At 70.5% G+C, this 14,548-nt stretch carries 14 protein-coding genes and 2 tRNA genes; 11 read left to right on the forward strand and 5 right to left on the reverse strand.

Annotated elements, in window-relative coordinates:
- Positions 1-47 precede the first annotated feature (47 nt).
- Genes HC031_RS29020 through HC031_RS29030 form a run of 3 tightly spaced genes read left to right on the forward strand, consistent with a single transcriptional unit; the run spans position 48 to position 2,071 of the window.
- Positions 48-1,271 carry a DUF1015 family protein gene (locus tag HC031_RS29020; protein ID WP_167928633.1) on the forward strand — a complete coding sequence of 408 codons (1,224 nt, stop codon included), beginning with the start codon at positions 48-50 and terminating at the stop codon, positions 1,269-1,271.
- Between the two features lie 49 nt (positions 1,272-1,320).
- Entirely contained in the window at positions 1,321-1,590 is a 270-nt protein-coding gene (locus tag HC031_RS29025) for a hypothetical protein (RefSeq protein WP_167928634.1), read from the forward strand.
- 13 nt (positions 1,591-1,603) lie between these two features.
- Positions 1,604-2,071 (forward strand): ribose-5-phosphate isomerase, encoded by a 468-nt coding sequence (locus HC031_RS29030; RefSeq protein WP_167928635.1) that lies wholly within the window; start codon positions 1,604-1,606, stop codon positions 2,069-2,071.
- 88 nt (positions 2,072-2,159) lie between these two features.
- Here HC031_RS29030 and HC031_RS34935 read toward each other — a convergent pair whose 3' ends face one another.
- Positions 2,160-2,735, reverse strand: coding sequence for a hypothetical protein (locus HC031_RS34935; protein ID WP_420813699.1), 576 nt, complete (start codon positions 2,733-2,735; stop codon positions 2,160-2,162).
- A gap of 10 nt (positions 2,736-2,745) precedes the next feature.
- Positions 2,746-3,984, reverse strand: a complete 1,239-nt coding sequence (locus tag HC031_RS29040; RefSeq protein ID WP_338090886.1) for a GNAT family N-acetyltransferase — start codon at positions 3,982-3,984, stop codon at positions 2,746-2,748.
- Positions 3,985-4,068: 84 nt separating this feature from the next.
- Here HC031_RS29040 and HC031_RS34940 point away from each other — a divergent pair, with 84 nt between their 5' ends.
- Positions 4,069-5,982 carry a serine/threonine protein kinase gene (locus tag HC031_RS34940; protein WP_167928636.1) on the forward strand — a complete coding sequence of 638 codons (1,914 nt, stop codon included), beginning with the start codon at positions 4,069-4,071 and terminating at the stop codon, positions 5,980-5,982.
- An 85-nt stretch (positions 5,983-6,067) separates the two neighbouring features.
- On the opposite strand, the gene HC031_RS29050 is transcribed toward HC031_RS34940, so the two are convergent.
- On the reverse strand, positions 6,068-6,907 hold the full coding sequence (locus tag HC031_RS29050) for an MmyB family transcriptional regulator (protein ID WP_167928637.1): 840 nt from the start codon (positions 6,905-6,907) through the stop codon (positions 6,068-6,070).
- Between the two features lie 102 nt (positions 6,908-7,009).
- Here HC031_RS29050 and HC031_RS29055 point away from each other — a divergent pair, with 102 nt between their 5' ends.
- Positions 7,010-7,717 (forward strand): SDR family NAD(P)-dependent oxidoreductase, encoded by a 708-nt coding sequence (locus HC031_RS29055; RefSeq protein WP_167928638.1) that lies wholly within the window; start codon positions 7,010-7,012, stop codon positions 7,715-7,717.
- A 195-nt stretch (positions 7,718-7,912) separates the two neighbouring features.
- On the opposite strand, the gene HC031_RS29060 is transcribed toward HC031_RS29055, so the two are convergent.
- Positions 7,913-7,986: transfer RNA gene (locus tag HC031_RS29060), tRNA-Gly, on the reverse strand.
- Between the two features lie 128 nt (positions 7,987-8,114).
- Between HC031_RS29060 and HC031_RS29065 the strand changes: the two genes are divergently transcribed.
- The 6 genes from HC031_RS29065 to HC031_RS29090 all read left to right on the forward strand — a co-directional run bounded on the left by HC031_RS29065 (position 8,115) and on the right by HC031_RS29090 (position 13,685).
- Positions 8,115-8,188 (forward strand) — tRNA-Pro (locus tag HC031_RS29065).
- 120 nt (positions 8,189-8,308) lie between these two features.
- Complete coding sequence (tig, locus tag HC031_RS29070; protein ID WP_167928639.1) at positions 8,309-9,679, forward strand: trigger factor; 1,371 nt, start codon at positions 8,309-8,311, stop codon at positions 9,677-9,679.
- 158 nt (positions 9,680-9,837) lie between these two features.
- Entirely contained in the window at positions 9,838-10,470 is a 633-nt protein-coding gene (locus tag HC031_RS29075) for an ATP-dependent Clp protease proteolytic subunit (protein WP_167928640.1), read from the forward strand.
- An 11-nt stretch (positions 10,471-10,481) separates the two neighbouring features.
- A complete protein-coding gene (locus HC031_RS29080) occupies positions 10,482-11,138 on the forward strand; it encodes an ATP-dependent Clp protease proteolytic subunit (protein WP_167928641.1) in 657 nt (218 codons plus the stop codon).
- Between the two features lie 399 nt (positions 11,139-11,537).
- Complete coding sequence (gene clpX / locus HC031_RS29085; protein ID WP_167928642.1) at positions 11,538-12,830, forward strand: ATP-dependent Clp protease ATP-binding subunit ClpX; 1,293 nt, start codon at positions 11,538-11,540, stop codon at positions 12,828-12,830.
- A gap of 51 nt (positions 12,831-12,881) precedes the next feature.
- A complete protein-coding gene (locus HC031_RS29090) occupies positions 12,882-13,685 on the forward strand; it encodes a carbon-nitrogen hydrolase family protein (protein ID WP_167928643.1) in 804 nt (267 codons plus the stop codon).
- Between the two features lie 166 nt (positions 13,686-13,851).
- Here the strand turns inward: HC031_RS29090 and HC031_RS29095 are convergent, their stop codons facing one another.
- Positions 13,852-14,097: a hypothetical protein gene (locus HC031_RS29095; RefSeq protein ID WP_167928644.1), complete on the reverse strand. Its 246-nt coding sequence runs from the start codon at positions 14,095-14,097 to the stop codon at positions 13,852-13,854.
- Between the last annotated feature and the right edge of the window lie 451 nt (positions 14,098-14,548).

Genomic DNA, 14,548 nt, shown 5'->3' on the forward strand with positions numbered 1-14,548 from the left:
GCCGGGTGGGTGGTGAGCGCCGCACCTCGAACCGATACCGTCGGCCCATGACGATCGCGCACCCGATCGCCCGGGCTTGGCTGACGGCCGGTGGACGTGCCGGCCAGACCACCGCGGCGCAGAACTACGACGAGTTCGCCGACGACGCCGAGATCACCTCGATCATCGCGGCCAATCCGTTCAGTGCCCTCGCCGTCGAGATGCCCCACCGGGCGCCGGAGAGCGTGGGGCGCCCGTTCGGCGACTGTCTGCCCGACGCCGTCGCGCGGCTCACCGCGGCCAAGGAGCAGGGGCACTACGTCGAAAACGACGATGTGACCGTCCTGTACCGCATCACGTCGCCGGACGGCGCGCGCGGGTACGGGCTGTGGGCGATGGTCGACACGGCGGAGATCTCCACCAGCGCCGACGAGCCCGGCCTGGTGATCCGCAACGAGGACGTGTTCATCGAGAAGGTCCGCGAGCGGGTCGCCCTCGCCCAGGCCATCGGTCACCTGCTGTCGCCCGTACTCCTGCTGCAGACCGCCCACGGCGACGAACTGCACGCCGCTCTCGCCGCCGCGATCGCCGACGCGGGTGAGCCGGCGGCCAGCGACACCGACCCGGCCGGGCGGGTGCACGAGATCTGGCCTCTCGGGGCCGGCGCCGTCCGCGACCGGCTGCTGGCGCTGGCGACCGGTGGGGAGCTGGTGGTCGCCGACGGCAACCACCGCAGCCTGGCCGCGCAGACTGCCGGCCTGCCGCGCTTCCTCGCCGTGGTGACGACGCCGGGGTCGGTGGCGATCCAGCCGTACAACCGGCTGGTCACCGAGCTGGGGGTCAGCCCGGACCAGCTGGTCGCCCGCCTGACCGCGGCCGGCGCGACCGTCACCCCGCTCGCCGGTACGCCCGACGTGCCGGCCCGTGGCGGCACGGTCCACCTGTACACGAGGGTGGGCTCCTGGGCGGTGACGTTGCCCACGGACGGCGCGGCGAACGTGGTGGACAACCTTGACCACGCGCTGGTCGAGCGGTACCTGCTCGGCGACGCTCTCGGCCTCGACCCGGGCGACAAGCGGATCACGTATGTCGGTGGCGACTATCCGGCCGAGTGGCTGCGGGGCGAGGTGGACGCGGGCCGAGCCGAGCTGGCGGTGCTGATCGCGCCGGTCACCGTCGACGACTTCGTGGCGGTCAACCTGGCCAGGCTGAAGATGCCGCGTAAGAGCACCTGGTTCACGCCGAAGGCGCGCGCGGGATTGGTCGTGGCCGATATCACAGCCGAGGGCTGACCCGTAAACTACCCGGGCCGCTGTCACGTGGATCCTGGGGGTTTGAGGCATGCGCTTCTTCGTGGCGCTCGTGGTGTTCGTGTTCGGCTTCGGGCTGTACGCGGTGGCCGCGTTGCTGTTCGACCGCCGCCACGTCCTGGCCGGCTGGCACGCCGCCCGGCGCGCCCAGGCGGCCGGCGAGGCGGAGGGCTCGATCGGTCGCGCGCCGATCGCGGTACGGATGGTCAGCGCGCTGCCGCCGTGGGCCACCGTCGCCGGCTGCCTCGTGCTCGGAACCCTGCTGATGCTTGGGGCCTGCGCGGGCCTGATCGTGTGGTGACACACTCTGTCGCATGCGCGTTTACCTGGGCTCTGACCATGCCGGCTACGAACTGAAGGTGCACCTCGCCAGCCACCTCGCCACACAGGGCTACGAGGTGGTCGACGTGGGGCCGGCCTCGTACGACCCCGAAGACGACTACCCGGCCTTCTGCCTGCACACGGGTGCGCGGGTCGTCGCCGACGCCGGCTCCCTCGGCATCGTCATCGGCGGCTCCGGCAACGGCGAGCAGATCGCGGCGAACAAGGTTCCCGGCGTACGCGCTGCGCTGACCTGGAGCCTCGACACGGCCCGCCTCGCGCGTGAGCACAACGACGCCAACATCGCGGCGGTCGGTGCCCGCATGCACACCCTCGACGAGGCGACCCAGGTCGTCACGGCGTTCCTGACCACCCCGTTCTCGCGCGGTGAGCGGCACGTACGGCGCATCGCCCAGATCGCGGCGTACGAGAAGGACCGCGAGCTGCCCCCGCTGCCGTAGATCTTCTGGATCTTGGACACGTGGCGGTGTCATAGGCCCGCCACGTGTCCAAGATCGCGGGCGGCGGCGGCCATGCGGGCGCGGACCGTCAGCGGCGCGGACCGCGCGGCGGCAGGTCCTCGCGCGGCACCCAGCCGCGGCGGACGATCACCAGTTCCGCCTCGGCCGCCGCCAGGTCCGCGTCGCTCGGCCGCGCCGCGTCCCGCGCCCGCATGGCCGCCCCGACGGTCACCTGCGACGACCCGCCGCCGACCAGGCCGCGCAGGCCGCGCTCGCCGTACGGGTCGTCGCCCGAGCGTCCGTGCCCGACCGGGTCGTCGCCGGTCCACTCCGGACCGGCGACCGGCTCCGGCCCGTCCGGCCCGTCCGGCTCGTCGTCGGGGTCCGCCACCGCGGTCGTCATCGCGAACGTCCCACCTCGCTCGGCGAGGTCGTGCGGGGTGGGGGAGCGGGGCGCGACGGCCTCCTGCCCGGTGACCGTGTCGGCCTGCGCTGGGGCCGCGTCGGCCCCCCGTTCCGTGGCCGCGCCGCCCCCCTGTTCCGTGGCCGTGTCGGCCCCCCGTTCCGTGGCCGCGCCGGTCTCCGGCCCGGCCGCTGGCCCGGCTGTCGTCTCGGCAGCCGGGGAGGACCGCCGCATCCGGCGGCGTCGCCGCTCCGTACCCATGTGCCAGACCCTAGAAGATGTCGAGCGCCGACGGTTGCCGGCGCCAGCCGAACGCCGCCGCCGCGGCGGTGACGGCACCCGCGCGCAGCTCGCGTACGCGACCCGCCGCGGCCAGCGTGCCGAGCCCCGTGCCACCCAGGTACAGCGCCCCGAGGTCGGCCACGTCGCACGCCAGGTCGGCGGCGTCGGTCGTGGGGGCGCACACCGCGCCGTCGGCGTCACCGGTCAGCCGCCACCGGCCGGTGTTCTCGGCGATCAGGTTGTCGGACACCTCGAGCGCCAGGTCGACCGGTGCGGCGTAGCGGCGGGCCGACAGCGCCGCCGGCACGTCCACCACCCGCACCCACAGTGAGTCCGAGGCCTTCTCGCCCAGCGCGCGGGGTTCGTTGACCAGGTAACGCAGCGGCTCGTCGGCGGCGGCGAAGCGGTAGGACACCGTACGGGTGAGGTCGACCGCGAACAGGAAGTCCCACAGCGCCCGGTACGCGGCCGGCGTCGCGGCCACCAGTTCGACCACCTCGACCTCGCCCTTCGGGCCGGTGTCGGTCCACTCGCCCTTGCGCCGCCACAGCGCGTACCCGTCGACGCCGTCCGGCCCGTCGCACAGCACGGCCCGGCGCTCCGTGTAGCCGTGCCGGCGCCCTGGCGCGTCGTGCAGCCGCCAGCTCCACCAGCTGTCGTCCCGGCTGGACCACCCGGGACGCTCCGCGCGTACCCGCTCGTACACCTGCTGGAGCTCTTTGCGGACCTGCTCTGGCGTGGCGTCGCGCAGCCGGCCGACCGGCGCGCCGTCGGGGCCGGCCAGCCGGATCTCGCGCCGGTCGGCCGTGAACGAGTGGCACAGCGCGGCGAGCCCGTACCCGAACCGCTGGTAGATGCGGCCCTCGCTGGCCCACAGCAGCGCGATCGGCTCGCCGCGCTCGCGGACCTCGCGGAGCTGGTGCACCATGAGGCGGGTCAGCAGGCCGCGGCGACGGTGCGTGGGTCGTACGCCGACGCCCGTGACGTGCGCCGCCGGCACGGTCGCGCCAGGCACTGTCACGTCCCGGGTGTACGCGCCCGCGTGGGCGACGGTCCCGTCCTCGTCGTGGTCGACGACGTGCGCGCGGGTCGGCTCGAAAACCAGCCGTTCCTTCTCGATCTGCTCCGCGGTGAGCTCTTCGCCGAAGGCCGCCCCGACGACGTCGGTCATATGTGGAAGATCGTCGATAGTCTTGAGGGTGTGCAGGCGGTAAACATCCGTGGTCACCGCATCTGTCTACCCTGCGTGGCGGTTGACGGCGAGGAATTTGTCCGACGGTTACCCTGAGATTCGCCTTGAGGGGGAGGTTGGATGACTGTGAACGGTTCGGGGCTGCTGGACCTGGTCTGTGGCCCGGCCGGTCCACTGCCGGAGACCTACCAGCGCTACCGCCTCGTCGCGCACCTCGGCTCCGGGGGGCAGGCCGACGTGTACCGCGCGGTGCGGCTGTGCGGGGGAGTGTCGTCGGCGCCGTTGACGGTCAAGGTCTTCCGGGTCGACCCGCGCCGACCGGTCGTGGACGAACTGCGTTCGTGGGACAAGGGCGACGCGGTGCTGATGGATCTGAACAACCGGGGTGTACAGGCGATCTGCCGCCGCGCGGACGGCTTCTACGGCCCGCCGCCGCACCGCCCGGGGGAGCCGCCCGACGTCGGCGACGCCGTGCCCTATCAGGTCTACGACTACCTGCACGGGGTCAATCTGCGCGAGTACGTGTGCGACCGGGCGGGGCTCGCCCCGGGGGCGCGCCGGCTCAACGCGGTCGACGCGCTCGCCACGCTCGCGGGCGTGCTGCGCGCGCTGCACCACCCGACGGAGCCCGGGGCCACCCCGGTGCTGCACATGGACGTCAAACCGTCCAACGTGATGGTGCTGGCGACCGGAGAGGTGAAGCTGATCGACTTCACCGGCGCGCGGTACTGGCGACCCGAGGAGATCACCCAGATCGCGTACACGCCGGAGTCCGGTGGTCCGGAGGCGTTCGGCGGCGCCTCGCAGGTCGGGCCCGCCTACGACGTGCACGGCTTCGGAGCGGTCGCCTACTTCCTGGTGACCGGCGACTACCCCAGGGAGTCGGGCCAGCAGCGCGCGGCCGGCGAGGAATCGCCGCCGGCCTGGTCAGTGCTGCGCCGCCACCCGGCGCTCGAGCGGCGCCCCGCCCTGCGCGACCACCTGCACGAGATCCTCGCCGACCGGCCCGGCGACCGGCCGTCGACCCACGAGCTGCCGGCATGGGTCGAACGCCTCACCGAGCTGGTCCACCAGGCCGGCATCCCGGACGCCGGGGTGGACTGGGGCGAGCCGGAGACGGCGCGGGTCGTCGGCCGGGCCAGGCCGAGGCCGCCGGTCGCGGGCACCGAGACCGAGGCCTTCCAGCGGATCGAGAAGCTGGAGCGTGAGCTGGTCGAGCTGCGCGCCGCCCTCGGTACGCCCGACGAGCTCCGTGCCCGAGACGAGATCCGCGGGCGGGCCACGGCTGCGGCGAACGGCTTCACGCCCGGTCCGGGCGCCACCCGGTTGGCGTCTGACGGCAGGGCGGGTGCCACCCGGTTGGCCCCTGACGGCAGGTCGGGCGCGCTGGAGGGCCCGACCGGCGAGCAGCGGCGGGTAGCGCCGGACCGGCCGGTGTCGGCGGCGCCGGTTTCGCCCGCGGGCGCCGCGCCCACAGCCGTGTCGCCCGCGGCCATGGCAATGTCACCGGGGTCCGCTGCCGGGTCGCCCGGGTCCGCTGCCGGGTCGCCGGCCGGGCCGGGTGGTGCGGCCGCGGCATCGCCGGCTTCCGCGCACATCCAGGGTCGGGCCGCCGTCCCACCGCCGAAGCGCGTCGACCCGTCGCAGTCGGTCCTCGCGCCCGCGCAGGAGGCCGCACCGTGGCCGCAGCGGCCCCGGGAGGAGCCCGGGACGTGGAAACGCGGCTGGGAGCTGTCCGGCATCGGGGCGTTCTTCGCGTTCATCTGCTGGGGGATCTGGGCGGCGAGTGCGCGTGGGCGGCTGGCGGGTCCGCTGATGGCGTTCGGCCTCGTACTGCTGGTCGCCGCCGGTGTGTTCGCGGTGGTCCGGTTGCTGGGCCGGGTCGTGCTGGTCAACCGGCTGGGCCGGGTGCGGCGTGGAGCCCGGGGCGCCCACACGATCACCGGGGCGTTCCTGATCGTGGCCGGTATCGCGTACCTGCAGCAGACGCCGTGGGTGATGCAGGTGTACCGATGGGTGACCGGCACGTCCTGACCAGGGAGACGATCAAGGCCCAGGCGGCGATCACACCGACTGCCTGGGCCTTCGTTCGTGGAGCGGGCGACGGGAATCGAACCCGCTATCCGACGAGTGTCTGGGTGCCGAGTACGGTGAGCAGGGCGAGGCGGTCGGCGTCCGCGGTGCCGGGCTCGGCCGTGTAGATCATGATGTGCAGGTCGCTGCCCTCCACCGTGAGCACGTCGCAGTCCAGCGTCAGAGGGCCCACGTGCGGATGATCGATGGTCTTACGCGCGGCCTCGTGGCGGCCGACGGCGCTGGAATCCCACAGCTCGGCGAACCGGTCGCTGTTCGCCCGCAGTTCCGCGACCAGCCGCCGTAGCCGCTGGTCGGCCGGGTAGCGGCCGGCGGCCGCGCGCAGGTCGGCAACCAGCACCGTCTCGAACGCGCGCAGGGACTCCGGGGTGTGCCGGGCCCGGGTGCCCGGGCCGAGAAAATGTCGCCACACCGCGTTGCGCTCGTTCCCACGCCACCCGGACGGGTCGCCCATCAACGCCGCGTACGGCGGGTTGGCCAGTAGCAGCGTCCACGACGCGTCGTACACCCCGACCGGTGTCCCGGTCAGCCTGTCCAGCAGCCGCTGGACGCTCGGGGTGACGTGCGCGGGTACCGTTTCCGGGCCGGGCGGCACCAACCCGGCCAGCCGGAACAGGTGGGCGCGCTCGGTCCCCGCCAGCCGCAGCGCCCTGGCCAGGGCTTCGACCACCTGTGCCGACGGATTGGACGCGCGGCCCTGTTCCAGGCGGGTGATGTAGTCAACGGAGATCCCGGCCAGCAGAGCCAGCTCCTCACGGCGCAGTCCGGCCGCCCGTCGGTGCCCGCCGGCGGGCAGCCCGACGGTCTCGGGTGACACCCGGTCGCGCCAGCGGCGCACCGCCGTTCCGAACTCCGTCGCCGTCACGCCACCAGTGTGTACCGCTCACTGGCGGTTTTGCCTGGTACCGGCAGTCCCATGAAGACGGGACGACTGGCTGACCTCACCGCCCGACCGGAGCCTGGAGGCATGACAACAACACTGATCACCGGAGCGAACAAGGGGCTCGGGTTCGAGACCGCCCGTCGCCTCATCGCAGCCGGCCACACCGTCTACGTCGGCAGCCGAGACGCCGAACGCGGGCGCCGAGCCGCTGAGCAACTCGGCGCGCGGGCCGTCCAGCTCGACGTCACCGACGACGCGTCCGTGGAGGCCGCGGCGAAGGCCATCGAGGCTGATGGCGGACTGGACGTACTGATCAACAACGCGGGCATCGAGGGAAGGGGTGCCGGCAACATCGTGATCGGCGCCGCGGACGTGACCGCCGACATGATGCGGGAGACGTTCGAGACGAACGTCTTCGGCACGGTGCGTGTCACCCACGCGTTCCTGCCGCTGCTGCAGCGTTCGGCCGCCCCGGTCATCGTCAACCTCAGCAGCGGCCTGGCCTCGCTGGCCCGGGTCACCGACCCGGGCACCCCGACGTACGCGTACCCGGGGGTCGCCTACCCGGCGTCGAAGGTCGCGGTCAACATGATCACCGTGCAGTACGCGAAGGCGTTCCCGAACATGCGGATCAATGCGGTCGAGCCCGGCTTCACCAGGACCGACCTTAACGGGAACACCGGCACTCAGGCTGTCGAGCAGGGCGCCGAGATCATCGTCCGTATGGCGCAGGTGGGCCCCGAGGGCCCCACCGGAGGCTACTTCGACGCCGAAGGCACCCTGCCCTGGTAGGAGCAGGTGCAACCAGGCTGCGAAGCTCTGCGGACACCGCCAGTGACCGCGAGATCGCCGCCAGGGTGGACCGCCGGATCACCGGTACTGACACGGGTGGACCAATGGCACGCGGCTGGCACGCAAGGCCAAGGATCTTGGAAATGACGAAGGCCCAGGATCGGCGATCACGCCGACTGCCTGGGCCCTCGTCGCTGGAGCGGGCGACGGGAATCGAACCCGCACCGTCAGTTTGGAAGACTGAAGCTCTGCCATTGAGCTACGCCCGCGCGGCCGCGTGGGATGCGGCGCGGCATCTAGGGTACCCAATAGTCCGGTCGCCGTGCGCGGGGGTTGCGTTCCGTGGGTGGCCGGCGCGACGGGAGGTGACGGGAACGCATACACTTCACGTCGCCACCGGGGTGTGGCGCAGCTTGGTAGCGCACTCGCTTTGGGAGCGAGGGGCCGTGGGTTCAAATCCCGCCACCCCGACCGAGACCGCCGACGGCCGTACGTCGGCGGGTGCAGCCCGTCCGCGAAGGCGTCGGGTGGGCTCGCCTAGACTTTTCCCGGCCGACGCGGCCGCCAGTCCGTCCATCATGAGGAGTACCTGTGAAGAGCACCGTCGAGACTCTCAGCCCGACCCGCGTGCGGCTGGCCATCGAGGTGCCGTTCGCCGAGCTCGAACCCAGCCTCAAGAAGGCCTACCGCGAGATCGGCGCGCAGGTCACGATCCCCGGCTTCCGGCGCGGCAAGGTGCCCGCCGCCGTGATCGACCAGCGGGTGGGCCGGGGCGCCGTGCTCAACGAGGCTGTGCAGGAGGCCATTCCGGCGCAGTTCCTCGCCGCGGTCCGTGAGCACGAGGTAAAGACCCTGGGCCGTCCCGAGGTGGAGATCACCGAGTTCGCCGACGGCGCCCCGCTGAAGTTCACCGCCGAGATCGACGTCCGCCCCGAGATCACGCTGCCGAACCTCGAGGAGGTCGAGGTCACCGTCGACGAGGTCCAGATCGGTGACCAGGAGATCGACGAGCAGCTCGCCGCGCTGCGGGACCGGTTCTCGACGCTGAAGACCGTCGAGCGGGCCGCCGCCAACGGCGACTACGTCCAGCTCGACCTGGCCGCGACCGTGGACGGCGAGGAGGTGCCGGGCGGCACCGCGACCAACGTCTCGCACGAGGTGGGCAGCGGTCAGCTGCTGCCGGGCCTCGACGAGGTCCTCGTCGGCATGTCCGCCGACGACTCGACCACCTTCACCACCCAGCTCGTCGGCGGCGAGTACGCCGGCCGCGACGCCGAGGTGGCGGTCACGGTCCGGACCGTCAAGGAGAAGCAGCTGCCGGAGCTCGACGACGACTTCGCCCAGCTGGCGAGCGAGTTCGACACGCTCGACGAGCTGCGCGCGGACCTGCGTACCCGGCTTGAGCGCGTCAAGCGCGTCGAGCAGCTCTACGACGCCCGGGACAAGGCGCTGAAGGCGCTGGTCGAGGCCGCCGACGTGCCGGCGCCGGAGGGCATCGTGCGCGAGGAGGTCGAGCAGCGCAAGGAAGCGATGAACGACCAGCTCCAGCGCATCGGCGCGTCGATGGACGACTACCTCCAGTCCGAGGGCAAGTCGCAGGAGGAGATCGACACGGAGCTGTCCGAGGCGGCCGTCGAGGGCGTCCGCATCCAGCTCGTGCTCGACACCCTTGCTGACGCCGAGGACATCCAGGTCTCCGACGACGAGTTCGGCCACGAGATCGTCCACCGGGCCCAGCGGGCCGGCGTCTCGCCCCAGCAGTACTACGACCAGCTCATCCGGTCGGGCCTGGCCGCCGCGGTCTTCGGTGACGTACGGCGGGGCAAGGCGCTCGCCATGGTCATGGAGCGGGTCAAGATCCGCGACGCTGCGGGCAACGAGCTGTCGCTCGATGACCTCCGGGGTGCGGACGGTGCGGGCGAGGAGCACGACCACGATCACGACCACGACCACGAGGACTGACATCTGCGCACGTAGCACCCGCTTCGGCGGGTGCTACGTGTTTCATGGGTAGGCCCTGCGGGCAGGTGCGCTCAGAGCGAACAACGTCCCTACGCGGAACCTCGCGTCTGCCCCAGGGGCTAGTGTCGGCATATCAAGAACTCTCCCGAAGGGCTGCCATGACCGACCTTCACATTCCAGCGACCCCGGTCGCACGAGGCGCCGACGCCGGCCTCGGCAATCTCGACGACTCGGTCTACAACCGGCTGCTCAAGGAGCGGATCATCCTGCTCGGCAGCGAGGTCAACGACCAGGTCGCCAACCGGATCTGCGCGCAGCTGCTGTTGCTCGCGGCGGAGGACCCGGAGCGCGACATCAACCTCTGGATCAACTCGCCCGGCGGCTCGGTCACCGCTGGCATGGCGATCTACGACACCATGCAGTTCGTCGGAAACGACGTGGTGACGGTCGCCATGGGGCTGGCCGCCTCGATGGGGCAGCTGCTGCTGTGCGCCGGCACCAAGGGCAAGCGGTTCGCGCTGCCGCACGCGCGGATCATGATGCACCAGCCGTCCGGCGGCATCGGCGGCACCGCTGCGGACGTAGCGATCCAGGCCGAGCAGATGCTCTACACCAAGCGCATGTTCCAGGAGCGGGTGGCCTTCCACACCGGTCAGCCCCCGGAGCAGATTGAGACCGACTCCGACCGCGACCGTTGGTTCACCTCGCAGGAGGCGCTGGACTACGGCTTCATCGACCACGTCGTGACCGGGGCACGCCAGGTGCCAGCCGGTGCCGGGACCCGGGACTGAGGAGAAACACGATGACCGACCTGAGTCTGCACTCGGGCCTGCGCGAGGTTCACAACCGGTACATCCTGCCGTCGTTCGTCGAGCGGACGTCGTACGGGATCAAGGAGATGAACCCGTACAACAAGATGTTCGAGGAGCGCATCATCTTCCTCGGCGTCCAGATCGACGACGCCTCGGCCAACGACGTGATGGCCCAGCTGCTCACGCTGGAGTCGATGGATCCCGACCGGGACATCGTGATGTACATCAACTCGCCCGGCGGCTCCTTCACCGCCATGACGGCGATCTACGACACGATGCAGTTCGTCCGGCCGGACATCCAGACCGTCTGCCTCGGGCAGGCGGCCTCGGCTGCCGCGGTCCTGCTCTCGGCTGGTACGCCGGGCAAGCGGATGGCCCTGCCCAACTCGCGGATCATCATCCACCAGCCGGCCACCGAGGGCGGTTACGGTCAGGGGTCCGACATCGAGATCCAGGCCCGCGAGATCCTGCGGATGCGCAGCTTGCTGGAGGAACTGCTGGCGCGGCACTCCGGTCAGGCGTCCGACAAGGTCCGCAAGGACATTGACCGTGACAAGATCCTGACCGCCGACGAGGCGAAGGACTACGGCCTGGTCGACCAGGTGCTGGCCAGCCGGAAGAAGTCCGCGCTGGCGCCGGCGCGCTGACAATCCATTGGTGAGGGGCGGGCGCCGATGGGCGAACCGCCCCTCACCTTCCGGTCATTACCGACGGAATTGGACGGTAAATCGGGTCCTTGACCCTCTCGTCGGAGCCGTCTGGACCGGTACCATCAGCGTTGGAGATGTCGGGTGCCTCGACTGCGCCGGACAGGCGTTGTCGGTTGGTGGGTAGGCCACCTATGGTCGTTCGGACAGGATCGCGCGTGACGGGTCCGGTGCCGAACGGCGGGAGTGAAGACACCACACTCGCAGGGGTCGGAGAAGTGCCCGGGACCGGGTAACGTCGAGGCAGCGGCTGGCACCGAGGGCCGAGAAGCGCCGGGATACCGGCGATGGGGCGAGACCGGACGGATGGTCCGGCCGTGAGTGCAGGGAGATACGTAGGTGGCACGGATCGGCGACGGTGGCGACCTACTCAAGTGCTCGTTCTGCGGCAAGTCGCAGAAACAGGTGAAGAAGCTGATCGCAGGTCCGGGCGTTTACATCTGCGACGAGTGCATTGACCTGTGCAACGAGATCATCGAAGAGGAGCTGGCTGAGTCCGGCGACGTCAAGTGGGACGAGCTGCCCAAGCCCATGGAGATCTGCTCCTTCCTCGACCAGTACGTGGTCGGTCAGGAGCAGGCCAAGAAGGCGCTGGCGGTAGCGGTCTACAACCATTACAAGCGGATCCAGGCGGATGCCGCGGGCGCGTCAGGCAGCGACAACGTCGAGCTGGCGAAGTCCAACATCCTCTTGATCGGTCCGACGGGCTGCGGCAAGACCCACCTCGCGCAGACCCTCGCGCGGATGCTCAACGTCCCCTTCGCGATCGCGGACGCCACGGCCCTGACCGAGGCGGGCTACGTCGGCGAGGACGTGGAGAACATCCTGCTCAAGCTGATCCAGGCGGCCGACTACGACATCCGCCGCGCCGAGACCGGCATCGTCTACATCGACGAGGTCGACAAGATCGCGCGGAAGTCGGAAAACCCCTCGATCACCCGTGACGTCTCCGGTGAAGGCGTGCAGCAGGCCCTTCTGAAGATCATTGAGGGCACGGTTGCCAACGTGCCCCCGCAGGGCGGCCGGAAGCACCCGCACCAGGAGTTCATCCAGATCGACACCACCAACGTGCTGTTCATCGTCGGTGGGGCGTTCGCCGGTCTCGACCGGATCATCGAGTCGCGGGTCGGCAAGAAGGGGCTGGGCTTCGGCGCGCACCTCCGGTCGGTATCCGAGCGCAACCTCGACGACATCTTCGCTGAGGTCATGCCGGAAGACCTGCTCAAGTTCGGCATGATCCCCGAGTTCATCGGGCGGCTGCCGGTGATCACCAGCGTGCGCAGCCTCGACCGGCAGGCACTGGTGCGGATCCTCACCGAGCCGCGCAACGCGCTCGTCCGGCAGTACCAGCGGCTGTTCGAGCTCGACGGAGTGGAGCTCGAGTTCGCGCCGGAGGCCCTCGAGGCCATCGCGGACCAGGCGATCCTGCGGGGGACCGGTGCCCGTGGCCTTCGCGCGATCATGGAAGAGGTTCTCCTCTCGGTCATGTACGAGGTTCCGAGCAACCCCGACATCGGCCGCGTCCTGATCACCCGCGAGGTCGTGCTGGAGAAGGTCATCCCGACCATCGTTCCGCGCGACCTGGCGCGCCAGGCCGTCCGCAGGCACCAGCGGGAAGAGAAGTCGGCCTGAGCCCGCAGACTGGGATGAAGGCCCCGTCGCCACCCGCATAGGCTGCACCCCATGAGAGTGGCGGTGTGTCAGCTGAACGCGCGCGACGATCGCGCCGCGAACCTGCGGGTGGCTCGGGGCCTGCTCCACCAGGCGGCAGCCTCGGGAGCCGAGCTTGCTGTCCTTCCCGAATACGTGGACTACCTCGGCCCGGCGGCGGGAGCGCCGAAACCGGAGTCGGTCGACGGGGAGTTCGGCGCGTTCTTCGCCGACGCCGCCCGTGAGCTCGGTATCTGGGTCCACGCCGGCTCGTTCCACGAGACGGGACCGGACGCCGAGCACACGTACAACACGTCGCTGCTCTTCCAGCCTGACGGCTCGCTCGCGGCGACGTACCGCAAGATCCATCTGTACGACGTGGAGATCCCCGGCCGGGTGTCGTACCAGGAGTCGAGAACGGTTGCGCCCGGTAGCGAGCTTGTCGTGGCTACGGTCGGCGATCTCCGGCTGGGCCTCACCATCTGTTACGACCTGCGTTTCCCTGAGCTGTACCGGGGACTGGCGGTTGCCGGCGCCAACGTGCTGGTCGTCCCCGCGGCCTTCATGATGCACACCGGTCGGGACCACTGGGAGGTGCTCCTGCGGGCGCGGGCGATCGAGAACCAGTGCTACGTGCTCGCCGCCGGGCAGATCGGTGACCACGATCCAGGGCGGACCTGTTACGGGCGCAGCATGATCGTGGACCCCTGGGGGACGGTCCTGGCCCAGGCGCCTGACGTGGCCGGCGTGACGGTCGCAGATCTGGATCTAGACCGGCTCAGCACCATTCGTGCCGAGCTGCCGAGCCTCGCCAACCGCCGCCTCACGAGTAGCTGAACCACCACTCGCTTCGTCCGGCACGCCATGGAATATCCCGCCGGCTGGATTGTTATGACCCCCGCGACGCGGAGGCCTGCGTCGGCCGGTGGAACCCGGGGCGGGCCGTGCGGAGTACCGCCGATGGTCGGGTCGTTGTGATTCTCGCAACCAACCACGATCTTGTTCAGCGCCCACCGGTCAGTATGCCGAGGACGGCGAGGCTGATGATGGCGGCGCCGGTGATCAGGAGCGCCGTGGTCATCCGCGAGCGTCCCCGGCGCGCAAGCCGTACCGACGCCGCGATGAGGGTCACCACCACACAGCCGCCGATCGCGACCTGCCAGATCGGGGCGGCAGAAGCGAGCAGGTCGTCGCCGACCACGTTCGACCCATGTACTGCTGCGGCAGTGCCGGTGTACACCGGGCTCATACGCCCATTGAACTGCGTGCGCAGGGGGCGGCGGAAGGACGGGCAGCGGGCCGGGCGGCTCAGGTTTCCGGGAACTTCCGGGGCTGATTTGACGTTGGGCCCGTCGGACACGTAACTTTCTGTCTACCCGCGGGACACCGGACGGAGATCGGCCGGATCCGCGAGCTCCACTCCTGAGTTCAGAAGTGGATGTTGAACCGCCCGTTGATCGCACTCCTCGCCGAGTTGCGGCTGCGAAACGGTTCGGCTAAAGTAGCTAGGCCGGCGGGAGCCGGGCGGGTGTTGCGCCGCGAGAGTGGCGACGCCGGCCGGTCCGTCGGAATCCCTGACTAAGATCACCAACTGGTGCGTCTTGTCGTGTGCGGGAGATCCAAGCAGAAAGCCGAAACAACGGCTTGACGCCGAAGGTCGAACCGCGTAGCGTAGGGGAGTTGCCCCGGATGCGGGCCGT

It is taken from the genome of Planosporangium thailandense (assembly GCF_011947195.1).
GTDB lineage: Bacteria > Actinomycetota > Actinomycetes > Mycobacteriales > Micromonosporaceae > Planosporangium > Planosporangium thailandense.